The following is a 13384-nucleotide window of genomic DNA, read 5'->3' as shown; positions in this document are numbered from 1 at the left end:
TTTACCATTATTTTATTGATCCCACTTTAAGGGGAAAACAATTTGTAGGAGGAAACAAATGAGTTCAAATAAAGAAATCGCTCAAAAAGTTCTCGAACTTACTGGCGGAAAAGAAAATGTCAACAACGCTTGGCATTGTGTTACACGTCTACGTTTTAACTTGAACGATAAAGATCAAGTGAAATTAGATGAAATCAAAGATGTAGAAGGCGTGATGGGCGTACAATTTTCTGGAGACCAATTTCAGGTCATCGTAGGAAACCGTGTATCAGATGTCTATGAAGAATTAGAAAAAGAATTAGGTGATACTTCATCAAACGAGCCAACAGAAGCAAACAACAATGAAAGTATTGTATCTAAATTGATGGATGTTGTTTCTGGGATTTTCTCACCGATCTTACCAGCGCTTGCCGGTACAGGATTATTAAAAGGATTTTTAGCCTTATTCGTAGCAATTGGTTTAATGTCAGATACAAGTGATATCTACCAAATTTTATTCTTGATTTCAGATATCGTCTTCTATTTCTTGCCATTCTTACTAGCTGTATCTGCAGCGAAAAAATTCAAAACAAGCGAGTTTTTAGCTCTAACAGTTGCAGGGGGATTGATGTATCCAACCATCTTAAATGCTGCTGGAACAGATGCAACACCATTAAGTTTATTTGGTATCATTGATCTTCCATACATCGATTACAGCTCATCGGTAGTACCGATTATCTTAGGGGTTTGGTTACTTTCATACTTGGACAGATGGGTACGTTCATGGATGCCAAATGTGATCTCAATGATGTTCAGCCCATTAGTGTCACTTGTTATTACTATTCCGATCACGCTAGTAGTTCTTGGACCGCTTGGAACATATGTAGGTAACGCCTTATCAGGTGGTGTAAACTGGCTATTTATGAATACTGGGCCATTCGCGGGTCTGCTTCTTGGTGGAACGATGTCACTGATTATCATGACCGGTATGCATTATGCCTTTTTACCATTAGTAGTAGATAACTTAGCTAGATTAGGCTTCGACACGACGATTATCCCTGTAATGTTCATGGCGAATATGGGCCAATCTGGCGCTGCATTAGCAGTTGCGCTTAAATCAAAAGATAAAAACATGAAGCAGTTAGCTCTTTCATCAGGAATCTCAGCATTATTCGGTGTAACAGAACCTGCAATGTACGGCGTTAACTTGAAACTGAAAAAACCATTTTACGCAGCAATGGCCGGTGGGGGACTTGCAGGAGCATTTGTTGTCTTTATGAGTGTTCGTGCATATGGTACAGGCGTACCTGGTTTACCTATGATTCCTGTATTTATTGATTCACAAGACGCATGGAATCTAGTTTATCTAATCATCGGGATATTAATCGCATTCATTACAGCTTTCGTGATTACATTTATTCTAGGGTTCGAAGAAACGATTACGGCACCTGTTAAATCTGCAACAGTAGAGAATAAACCAGAAGTTAAAGCTGAAACAGTCGTAGAAGCGAACAACGAAAACAAAAAGCCATCTGACGTTTTCGCAACGGTCACTGGTGAAATCGTTCCACTAAAAGACGTTCCAGATGAAACCTTTTCACAGGAAATTATGGGTAAAGGTATTGCAATCAAACCAACTAACAACCAATTTGTCGCACCCATAGCTGGTGAAATTACGGTCTTTCCAAATTCATACCACGCAATCGGTATCAAATCTGACGACGGCGTAGAAGTACTCATCCATATCGGTATCGATACAGTTGAGTTGAAAGGAAAGCACTTTTCGCCTAAAATGGGAGTAGGAGATCGCGTTGAAGTTGGTGATGTATTGGTTGTAGCAGATGTTCTAGCGATTGAAGAAGCTGGTTACAACACTGCAACAATGGTGATCATCACAAATACATTCGACTATCTAGATGTTGTTTCAGTAAACAGCGAAGGAAAAATCTTCGAAAAAGAACAACTACTTTCAGTTATATCATAATTTGGAGAGGACGAAGTGCATGAGTTTTAACACAGATAAAATCACTGGATTCAAAGAAGGATTCCTTTGGGGTGGCGCAGCAGCGGCAAACCAATTTGAAGGAGCTTTCGACAAAGATGGTAAAGGACTATCCGTGCAGGATGTCACACCTAACGGCGGATTTGGCGAGATTACAGATGGCCCAACAGAAGACAATATGAAACTTGTTGGTATAGACTTCTACAACCGCTACAAAGAAGATATTAAATTATTCGCGGAAATGGGATTCAAAACATTCCGTACGTCTATCGCTTGGACACGTATTTTTCCAAATGGAGATGAAAGCGAACCAAACGAAGCAGGTCTGAAATTTTATGATGACTTATTTGATGAGTTAAATAAATATGGTATTGAACCACTGATCACTTTATCACACTACGAAACACCGTTACATTTATCAAAAGAGTATGATGGCTGGGTCAACCGTAAAATGATCGGTTTCTACGAAAACTATGTTCGTACCGTCTTCAACCGCTATAAAGGTAAAGTGAAATACTGGTTAACATTCAATGAAATCAACTCAGTATTACACGCACCATTTATGAGTGGTGGTATTTCAACACCGCCTGAAGAACTGTCAGAACAAGATTTGTTTCAAGCGGTTCACCATGAACTAGTGGCGAGTGCATTGGCTACAAAAATCGGACACGAAATCATGCCAGATGCTGAAATCGGCTGTATGGTGCTTGCGATGCCAACTTATCCGTTGACACCCAACCCTGATGACGTGATTACCGTTATGGAAACAGAAAGAAAGAATTACTTCTTCTCTGATGTTCACGTTCGTGGCGAGTATCCTGGATATATGAAACGCTATTTCGCTGAGAACAATATTGAATTGAATGTAACAGCAGAAGACGAAGAATTACTAAAAAATACTGTTGATTTCATCTCATTCAGTTACTACATGAGCTCGACAGATACAGCGGACGAAAGCAAAAAAGTAAAAGGTGAAGGAAACATCCTTGGCGGCGTCCACAACCCGTATCTAGAAGCTTCAGAGTGGGGCTGGCAAATCGATCCTAAAGGTCTTCGTATCGTATTGAACGACTTCTGGGATAGATACCAATTACCGTTATTCATCGTTGAAAATGGCCTTGGCGCGAAAGACGAACTGATTACTGACGAAAATGGCAACAAAACTGTCATTGATGACTACCGCATCAAATACTTGAACGATCACTTAGTTCAAGTCAAAGAAGCAGTCAAAGATGGCGTTGACGTTATGGGTTATACAACATGGGGCTGTATCGACCTTGTTAGTGCATCTACTGCACAACTAGCTAAACGTTACGGATTCATCTACGTGGATCGTCACGATGACGGTTCAGGCTCACTAGACCGCTACAAAAAGAAAAGTTTCAACTGGTACAAAGAAGTTATCGAAACAAACGGTGAAAGCTTAAAAGCATAACCGAGTCGTAATAAGAAGACTGCGTACACAAAGCCCAAGCTAAGTGTACGCGGTCTTTTTGCGTCTAACGGATAAGGATCGGTTTGGAAGCAGGGGACAAGTAAAAAGAATCTATCAAGAATAGAGAGAATTTTAATAAGGACTAAAAGTACTTCTCAAATTAATGAATTCAATATAGTAGAAAACTTAAAGTTAGCTTAGTACTACTGCATACCCTGTGTTATTATATGTATACTAGAAAAAAGGGAATGAAATAGATGCCATTATTCGATGAAAAAGTACTACAAGAGTTGGTTAAAGCAATAAATGATCATCATCTCGAAATTTCATCTAGTTGGGTCGATTCAACAGAACTAAAGGTATTAAATTTAAAAAAGAATCGTATTGATCATATTGTAGATGAAGAGCTGAGGCTTATAGATGTAGAGTTTCTTAAGATGATAGATGACTATCATCATTTTCTCAATATTCAAACTATTGATATTGAATATGAATTTGATTTTAAGGACTTTGATGTTAGAACGAGAATCAAACAGAAAGATTCTATAGTTAATAAATTGATTCACTACGGAAAAAAGACTAGTAAAGAGGGTGTTGGTGTTATACCAATCAACAAATGTATGAATGATATTTTTGGTATCAGAATTATATTTGAAAATATCGATCATAATGATGCTTCTTTTACTGACAATATTAAAAAGCTGTGTGAGAAATACAATTTGAGAAAAGTTATAAAAACTGAAGACGAATATCTTGCGACCCATCTTTATTTTAAAAACGAGAAAAATATCTTTTTCCCCTGGGAATTACAAATTTGGTCTAAAGAGGACAGTATTCGTAATGAAGCGTCACATAAAAAGCATAAGATAAAAAGACAGTATACAAAATGGCCTGATATGTACAAAAACGATAGTAATCCTGAAAGGAGAGAAATATAATGACATTTCATTATATAGCCATAGCAAGTGACTTTGTAAACGGAAAAAGAATTGCTTGGCACTATTCTTCAGAAGACAGATTAGACAAAGAAAAAATTCGATTATTTATGAAGAAAGCAGAAATACAAGGTAGTACATTTTTCGGTGTGCATAAGTTAACGACAAATAGTGAGGAGTGGAAATCAGTTGTAGAGAAAGATTCGTTCTTTGAAGATGTTTTAGCTACAGAGAATGAAGATGAGTTATTTAGATTATTAGAGGAAGATAAAGAAATTCATGCAATGGACGTGGCTACATTTATTTTAGCATTAAAATCTATGTCACATTTGAAATTGCAAAAATTGCTGTACTTGGTGTATGCTGATTATCTTAGTCGTTATCATGAACCTCTTTTCAAAGATGACATTGTCACATATAAATATGGTCCTGTAGTAGAGAAAGTTTATCAATTATTCAAAAAATATGGTGCTGAGAAAATAAACGATAGCGAAAAATACGCTTTTTGGGTAAAAGATACAGTAGTACCGCCATTACTCATGAAACTCTCCAATTCAAATAAAGGAGAGAAAGCAATCGAATCTATTTTAAATACAATCAGACATTACGAAAATTATACTGCTAATCAACTAGTCACATTAACGCATTCAAAAGACAGCCCTTGGAGTAAAACATATAATATGGACAATGTAAATGCTGTAATAATAGACGAAACAATTCTTCAATATCATGTCAACGAATCAAATACGTAGAAATTCAAAAAAATAGAACCGCGTATACAAAGCTCAGGCCAAGTGTACGCGGTCTTTTTGCGTCTAGCGGATAGGGTTCGGTATGGAAGTAGTGGACAATTAAAAAGAACATCATACAAATCTTTAAAATCAAACTAAATGGAGAGCTTGTAATTACCTATAGCTTGCCAATGCCTTTCTAATAGACTTGAAAAGTAGTATTTTTAACCATTCTTACAACTGAAAAACGAAAATCATTATACTAATTCGTCTGATCATTTACATAAACGCTACAGTTCTTTACATAAAGTGAACATCAAAATTAGTAATATTCTGTTACGATAAATGAAGCAAGGATTTGAGATGAAAAGGAGAATGAATAAGTGAATAAGAAATGGTTACTAACCTTAATGTCAACAACATCCGTATTAATGCTAGCTGCTTGTGCTTCTGAAGGAGAAGCCGATTCAGCAACTGCACCAGAAAGTGATAGTGAAAGTATACTCGTCTATTCGAACTCTTTAGCTGATGGAAGACAAGAATGGCTTGACGAGAAAGCAACAGAAGCTGGCTTTGACATGCAATATGTAGAAGCAGGCGGCGGAGAAATCTTCAACCGATTACTCGCAGAATCGAGTGCACCCCAAGCTGATGTGACCTTCGGAATGGACGAAGCCATGTTCTTCCAGTTGAATAACGAAGATTTATTGGTACAATACGAACCAAGTTGGACGAACGAGATACCAGCAGAAGCAAATATTGGCGACCAATACTTCCATCCATTAGTGGAACAAAGAATCTTCATGATGTACAATCCTGAATTCATTGAAGGTGACGATATTCCTGAAAATTGGCAAGACCTTTCTAAGAATGAAGCATTACAAGATAAATATCGAATACCTGAAAACCTGACAAGTGGGACAAATCAGAAGTCGATCCTAAGTATCCTTCTCCAATATGTAGACGAAAGTGGAGACCTCGGCATCGCACAAGAAGGCTGGGACGAAGTGGAAGCATTCCTAGCAAATGGATATGCGACACCTGAAAGCGAAGATCAACTTCAGAACTTTTCTGATGGAACGGTACCGGTCACATTTTATTTTTCAGGTGGCTTAGGTAACGCAGAAGAAGAATATGACTTTACTGGCGTACCTGTGAATCCAGACCAAGGTGTTGTAACAATGCGCGAACAAATTGGCATCCTAAACAAAGGAGACGACCACGACTACTCAAAAGCTGAAGAATTTGTTGACTGGTTCGGGAGTGCAGAGATGCAAGCCGCATTCGTAGATGAATTTGGTGGACAACCAGTAAATGAAGTGGCCTTCGAAAGTGCTTCAGACAGAATCACAGAAATCGCTGAAACAACTACACCAATGGATATCGACTGGAACTTTGTACAAGAGAACTTGAACAGTTGGATGGAAAAAGTCGAATTAGAATTAATGCCATAACAAAAGATAGTAGGGAGGTAAAAAGCGGAATAGCTTCTATTTCGCTTTTTATCCATTTTAAGGGATGAGGAGACAGCAACATGATTGAAATCAGTAACTTGCAAGTGAAATATGACAACTTCATCGCAGTAGATGATGTGCATTTTAAAGTAGAAGAAGGTGAGTTTTTCACCTTACTAGGACCCTCAGGTTGTGGGAAAACGACCACTCTTAGAACCATTGCTGGATTCATCCAACCTTCAGAAGGCAGTATCGCTATTAGAGGAAAGAATATCCTCAAAGTACCCGTTGAAAAAAGAGATTTAGGAATGATTTTCCAGTCATACGCATTATTCCCGACCATGAGTGTTTACGAAAACATCGCTTATGGTCTTAAAATAGACAAGCAATCAAAGAGCCAAATTGACGAGCGGGTACAAGAATTAGCGACCCTCGTAGAGTTGAATACGGCGCAATTACAAAAAAACGTCTCAGATCTTTCTGGTGGACAACAACAGCGAGTAGCCATCGCAAGAGCTTTGGCAAAAAAACCGAAAGTCGTCCTTTTCGATGAGCCTTTATCTAATTTGGATGCCAAACTTAGAAAACAATTGCGAGCTGAACTGAAGCGCATCCAACGTGAAACTGGAATGACGGCTATCTACGTTACCCATGATCAAGACGAAGCCTTGGAGATTTCCGACCATATTGCGATATTTAACAATGGTAAAATTGATCAGATCGGGACCCCAAGAGAAATATACGATCAATCTTCTACTGAATTTGTCTGCAAATTTATCGGTGATGCTAATTACTTGGAAGCCACTTTAATTGATCATATCAACAGATATCTAGGAACGAAACGGTTCACCGTAGGTAAAAGACATTATATTCGTGAGGAAAAAATTAAGCTTTGGTCATCGAACACAGAAAAGATGATACCGATGGAAGTACAGATTATAGATGAGTTCTTTTACGGAACCTTTACGACTTATGTTTGTAAATACCAAGACACGACAATGAGAATCATCGTTAAAGAGGATGGAAACATGAAGGTTGAGCCTGGAATGAAAAGAACCGTATATATCGATCCTGAAGATATTTTAGAATACGAGGTGAGCTAAGATGAAAGCTACGGTGAGTATACCGAAAAAAGAATGGAATAAAGAGACAACATTTTTTTCGAAAATACCATTCTACTTATTTTGCTTATTCATTTTATGGTTTGTCGTGACCTTTTTGTTGTTTCCTAATATCAATGTATTGAGAGATATCTTTTGGGTAGACGGCCAATTAAGTCTTTCCGCTTTTCAAAGACTGTCTAGTTCAAGTAGAGCTATTCAATCGATCATCAATTCTTTTTTACTCGCTTTTGTGCTCGTGATTACAGTGAATCTTGTTGGGACATTCATCGTCCTTGTGACAGAATATTTCGAGGTTAAAGGATCTAACTTTTTGAGGATAGGCTTCATGTCGACTTTTGTCTTCAGCGGAATGGTCTTAAATAATGGCTATCTATACGTTTATGGGCAAAATGGTATCATTACCAAAGTGCTGACTAGTCTATTCCCCAATTTAACACCTGGATGGTTCACTGGTTTTCCAGCAGTCTTATTTGTCATGACCTTTGCTTGTACCACGAATCATATGCTGTTTTTAAGAAATGGCGTAAAAGGATTAGATAACAATACAATTGAAGCTGCCAAAAATCTTGGGAGTAGCCAGTGGCAAGTGCTCAAAGACATTGTTTTTCCAACGCTATTTCCCATCATGATCACTTTAGTGATTATGTCTTTTCAAATGGGCCTTGGTGCTATGGCAGCACCCATCATGGTAGGCGGTAAATTCGAAACCATTTCTCCGATGATTTTGAATTTTACGCAAAGACCACAATCAAGAGATATCGCAGCATTACTTTCTTTGATTCTTGGGGCAGCACAAGTTGTCCTATTAGTCGTCATGACAAGAAATGAAAAAAAAGGAAACTATATGTCCATTTCTAAAACAAAGACACGTGTCACTAAACAAAAGATCGGCAATCCGATCGCTAACACGCTTGTTCACGCAATTGCTTATCTTCTTTGTTTTATTTACTTACTTCCTTTAGTATTAGTCATCTTATTTTCGTTCATGAACCTGCAAGGCATATCACGTTCCGTTTTATCACTTGAATACTTCACATTAGAAAACTATCAACAAATACTCTTCAACCGTAATAGCTATGGACCGCTGATGACAAGTATTGGATACGCTGGACTTGCGGCTGTATTCGCTGTTTTATTCATGATCCTCATTGCAAGAATCGTGATGAAAAACAAGAAAAAGAAAATCGCAGAAATCACTGAATATTTCTTTTATATTCCTTGGCTGTTGCCATCTCTCATGATTGCGCTAGGTTTGATTTTATCTTATGGGGCACCGTCACCGTTGCTGTTTGGAAACAGCGTGATCGGCAGTCTATGGATTCTACCATTAACGTATATGATCATGATGTTGCCGGCGACTCTTAGGTATATTAAAGGCGCCTATTACTCGTTTGATGAAAACTTAGAAGATGCTTCACGCATACTAGGATCTTCATCCATTAGAACCTTTTTAAAGATAATCTTGCCAGCACTTTTACCGACAGCATTAGCACTTGTTGCTTTGAACTTCAATAATTTCCTAGCTGATTATGACTTGTCCGCATTCTTGTATCATCCGGCATACCCAACAATCGGTATCGCGATCCGCTCAAATGCAGATTCTGCCAATAATCTGAATGCCGCAGCGATCAACCTTGTGTATTCTGTTATTTTAATGATCGTTGGCGGTGTCATGTTCTACCTGATCTACGGAAGAGGATCAAAAGTAGGAGAAAGACGTAAGAAAGTAGTCAAAGAAAAAGGGATATTAGAAAAACCGAAGGGGGAGAATTGATGAAAGATCATTCTTTTCTAAAAGCGAATCGTTCCCAACCCTTTCTCATCATGGCACACAGAGGGTTCTGGGGAGGCAATATTATTGAAAATTCCATCGAATCAAGTCAGTTGGCTTACAAAGCTGGGGCTGATATCGTCGAAGTAGATGTTTGCCGTTCTGCTGATGGCGTGTACTATCTCTTTCACAACCACGCTGAACAAATGTTATTGTCGCGGAGTGAACCATTTGAACAACTAACATCAACAGAAATCGATCAAATTAGTGTAAATAATAGCTTAGGTGTGGAATCTGGATACAAACTCAATAAATTAACAGCATTCTTAGACTGGTTACCCGAAAACAAACTCGTTAATTTAGACAGGTCATGGGGTTATTGGGATGATCCAATATTCTTTGAGATTTTAAAGCAATCAGGAAAACAAAAACAGATCGTCTTGAAATCACCCGTTCAAATGGCTTATCTAAACCAACTCGCTCAGCAAAATGACCAATGGTACTATATACCAATTGTGAAAGATCGAAAAGAGATTGAACTGGTGCAATCTTATGAAGAAATTGATATGATCGGTATAGAGCTTATTGTTACCAATTTAGATTCGAATTTGCTAGAAGAAACATATATTCAAGCATTGCATGACCAGCATCTTTTAATTGTAGCGAATGCGGAAAACCTCGGTGCGCGATTTAATTTGTTCGGTGGACTGACAGATGATCATGGCTTACTAGATGATGGTATTTGGAGAAAATTTCTATCACTCGGCATTGATATCATTCAAACTGATTGGCCGAATTTTCTATCTGATTTCCGCAAACAAATTCGAAAGTAGGTAAATGTATGTACAGTGAACAATTCCAATTAAAACCGTATAATGGTGCAACGGATCCCGCGAAGCTCATCCCAAGAATGGGCGATAGTTACACTCACATCGATCCCTTTAAAACGAGTATTGACCTGATCAATCAATGGAAGGTCCACGAAGGCTTCGAGGAGCTAGATCGTCAAGCCAATAACCAGAGATTACGTATGCAATCGGCCTTACTTAAAGGTGAAGTACTGGCGGTACTGGAATTCAATGAAGGAGCATTGGACTATTTCGAAAGTGTATTAGAAGAAGAGGAAACATCACTTTATGCTTTGTACATGACGCTCGTACAACTTTATCTATTGAATGCACCAAAACAAAAAATCGACTATTACTGCAATCAATTAAGTAAAAAAGCACCAATTTTATTTGACCAATTAGCAGAAAAGCTTCAGTTCATCGAACAGACCTATACGGCATTTGATCTATCAGATAATACGCAATCCTTAGATATGATTTGTGTGTTTGGATTGTTATTACATGAAGATGGCACGATACCCATGCAGCTTGAAAATCGACTACTAAAAACAAACGAACTAGCAAAGCGCAACCCAAAAGCACCCATTTTACTAAGTGGTGCTGCCGTTCACAACAAACATGAGGAAGCTGAGCGAATGAAAGCCTATTTAGTCGATACCGGCATAGAAGCAGCAAGAATAACAGCTTGTAACTATGCAAAAGATACAGTCGGTAACGTCATTGAATTTATGGCACACATCAATAAGGGACCATACCAATCGATTGGTGCAGTCAGTTCGATAGAACATATCCCAAGAGCTTGGATGGCACTTGTTAGTAAACTCCAGCAGTATCACTACCCAGCTAATGTTTACCGTTATGCGAAAGTAGAAAATCCAGTTGAGGTCGTAAAAGAAAGAGAACGTAAGCTAGCCTATCATACTGTCCTTCGAGCATCGGGACTATTTACTAAAGAAGAAATTGATCAGTTCAAGTAAAATAAGACAAACAAATTCATACCTATTTAATTTGAGCGTTAACTGAGTTTGAGAGATAGGCTGTAAAAGAGAAAAGTCAAAAATCCATCGATTCTCTCTTTAGAGGAGAAAATCGATGGTTTTTATTTTTTGTGAATTAAACGATCGCTCGGATCAATTGATCTCCAGGTTCAACCGTTGTATTTGATAAATTCAAAATATCATCATAGTCTGCAGAATTCGTTACGATAATAGGCGTTACAATATCAAAGCCTTTACTTGAAACAAAGTCTAGATCAACTGATAATAGTGGGTCACCAATAGACACTCTTTGATTTTGTTTTACTTTATAGTCATAACCTTCACCGGCTAATTGAACTGTATCGATGCCGACATGAATCAGCAATTCTAGTCCGGAATCAGTCGTTAACCCAATCGCATGCTTGGAATCAAATAACGCCGTAACTGTTCCGTCAATAGGTGAGACAACTTGGCCATCAGAAGGGATAATCGCAATACCTTTACCTAAAATTTCCTGTGAGAACATGCCATCATCTATTTGTGCTAAATCTATGGCTTTTCCTTTCATTGGAGAAACGATAACAGTGTTTGTTACTTGAGTGTTTTCAGCACCTAAAGTACCATCACTAGGATCTGTTACATCTTGTTTGTTATCTACTAATGGATCTGTAGCAGTAGTAGGATCTTTATATAGGATATAAGAAGTGATAAACGCAATCACAATTGAAATAGCTGCACCGATACAAGCATTGATGAAATAACTTAATGTATCATCACCAATATAACTTGGTAAAGTTAGCAAACCTGGAGAACCACCAGTGAAGTTTTGAACTCTAGTAATCCCCATGTATAATCCACCAATACCGCCACCTAGCATAGCGCTGTATAACGGTGTTTTAAAGCGTAAGTTAACACCGTATAAAGCTGGTTCAGTAATGCCGAATAAACCAGTTAAACCAGCTGAAGAAGCCAGTTGTTTGATTGTAGAGTCTTTAGACTTGAATCCAACGGCCATCGCGGAAGCACCTTGTCCAACGTTAGATGCCAACATACCGGGATAAATAACGGTATCGAAGCCGTTTGTCAGACGATTGTTGATGCCAATCGGAACTAGTCCATAATGTGTACCAGTTGCAATGAGTAACGGTGTGAAGGTACCGATTACTGTAGGAACTAACCAAGGCGCCAATCCTTCTAGCCACTCAATCCCTGCTGAAATGATTTCACTAATGAAATGACCAAGCGGTCCAATAGCAGCTAAAGCAACAACACCAACGACAAAAATCGTCATTAACGGTTTACTGAAGAATTTAATTGCACTAGGCGATACTTTATCAGCAATTGGTTCAACAAAAGACATAAACCAAACAGATAAAATAATAGGAATAACTGAAGAAGAATAAGATACAGCTGAAATCGGAAGACCAAATAGGCTAATATTCCCTCCAGTTTCAGATACAGAAGCAACCATGCTAGTGAAGTCCGGATGCAGCAAAATTCCTCCCAACATAACCGCTAAATAAGGATTAGTCTTAAATTTACGTGCTGATGACATTGCTAATAACATTGGTAAAAAGTAAAAAGCAGAATTTCCCATAAAACTTAAAATCTGGTAGTTCTGACTTTCATTGTCAATCAGATTGAATACAACTAATAAAGAAAGTACGGCTTGAAGCATCCCGGCTGCTGTAATTGCAGGTAAAATCGGTGTGAATATGCCTGTGATTGTACCGATTACTTTTGAAATAACGGATTGATCTTGTTCTTCTTCAGAATCTGTATCATCTGAATCTAATGCAGGAATTTCGTTAGCGATATTACGGTAAACAGTCCCCACATCGCTTCCGATAATAATTTGGTATTGTCCGCCTTTTGAAACGACACCCATAATGCCGGATGTACTTTTTAAGGTATCTGTATTTGCTATTGACTCATCTTTTAATGTAAATCGTAAGCGAGTTGCGCAATGAACTAAGCTGTTGATATTCTTTTCTCCACCGACATTTTCAATAATTTGGTGAGCTAGTTGTTTATAATCCATTTAAATTCTCCTTTTTTTGAAAATAAAAAACCCAAACAATACCACCTATGAATAGATGATATTACTCAGGTTTAGCCTAATTTAATA

Annotated in this window: 10 protein-coding genes; 9 read left to right on the top strand and 1 reads right to left on the bottom strand. The window is 38.0% G+C overall.

Annotation, left to right across the window (positions count from 1 at the left end; genetic code table 11):
• Positions 1-58 precede the first annotated feature (58 nt).
• From J5J05_RS01545 to J5J05_RS01505, 9 genes are all read left to right on the top strand, one after another.
• Entirely contained in the window at positions 59-1963 is a 1905-nt protein-coding gene (locus tag J5J05_RS01545) for a beta-glucoside-specific PTS transporter subunit IIABC (RefSeq protein ID WP_208558928.1), read from the top strand.
• A 19-nt stretch (positions 1964-1982) separates the two neighbouring features.
• A complete protein-coding gene (locus tag J5J05_RS01540; RefSeq protein WP_208558927.1) occupies positions 1983-3416 on the top strand; it encodes a glycoside hydrolase family 1 protein in 1434 nt (477 codons plus the stop codon).
• Positions 3417-3673: 257 nt separating this feature from the next.
• Positions 3674-4354 carry a nucleotidyltransferase family protein gene (locus J5J05_RS01535; protein WP_208558926.1) on the top strand — a complete coding sequence of 227 codons (681 nt, stop codon included), beginning with the start codon at positions 3674-3676 and terminating at the stop codon, positions 4352-4354.
• On the top strand, positions 4354-5103 hold the full coding sequence (locus tag J5J05_RS01530) for a Panacea domain-containing protein (RefSeq protein ID WP_208558925.1): 750 nt from the start codon (positions 4354-4356) through the stop codon (positions 5101-5103). Before J5J05_RS01535 ends, J5J05_RS01530 begins: the two co-directional genes overlap by 1 nt.
• Before the next feature lie 362 nt (positions 5104-5465).
• Positions 5466-6536, top strand: coding sequence for an extracellular solute-binding protein (locus J5J05_RS01525; protein ID WP_208558924.1), 1071 nt, complete (start codon positions 5466-5468; stop codon positions 6534-6536).
• An 80-nt stretch (positions 6537-6616) separates the two neighbouring features.
• A complete protein-coding gene (locus tag J5J05_RS01520; protein ID WP_208558923.1) occupies positions 6617-7639 on the top strand; it encodes an ABC transporter ATP-binding protein in 1023 nt (340 codons plus the stop codon).
• A 1-nt stretch (position 7640) separates the two neighbouring features.
• The gene (locus J5J05_RS01515) at positions 7641-9434 is read left to right on the top strand and encodes an ABC transporter permease (RefSeq protein WP_208558922.1); all 1794 of its coding nucleotides are present in this window, start codon (positions 7641-7643) and stop codon (positions 9432-9434) included.
• On the top strand, positions 9434-10264 hold the full coding sequence (locus J5J05_RS01510) for a glycerophosphodiester phosphodiesterase family protein (RefSeq protein ID WP_208558921.1): 831 nt from the start codon (positions 9434-9436) through the stop codon (positions 10262-10264). The genes J5J05_RS01515 and J5J05_RS01510 overlap by 1 nt, the downstream gene beginning before the upstream one ends.
• 8 nt (positions 10265-10272) lie before the next feature.
• Positions 10273-11256 (top strand): YdcF family protein, encoded by a 984-nt coding sequence (locus J5J05_RS01505; protein WP_208558920.1) that lies wholly within the window; start codon positions 10273-10275, stop codon positions 11254-11256.
• A 136-nt stretch (positions 11257-11392) separates the two neighbouring features.
• On the opposite strand, the gene J5J05_RS01500 is transcribed toward J5J05_RS01505, so the two are convergent.
• Positions 11393-13297, bottom strand: coding sequence for a beta-glucoside-specific PTS transporter subunit IIABC (locus J5J05_RS01500; protein ID WP_208558919.1), 1905 nt, complete (start codon positions 13295-13297; stop codon positions 11393-11395).
• Positions 13298-13384 lie beyond the last annotated feature (87 nt).

Origin of the sequence: Marinilactibacillus kalidii (genome assembly GCF_017599325.1) — a bacterium.
Taxonomy (GTDB): Bacteria; Bacillota; Bacilli; order Lactobacillales; family Carnobacteriaceae_A; genus Marinilactibacillus; species Marinilactibacillus kalidii.
Note: the sequence above shows the minus strand (reverse complement) of the source record. Positions and strands in the feature narration are given on the sequence as shown.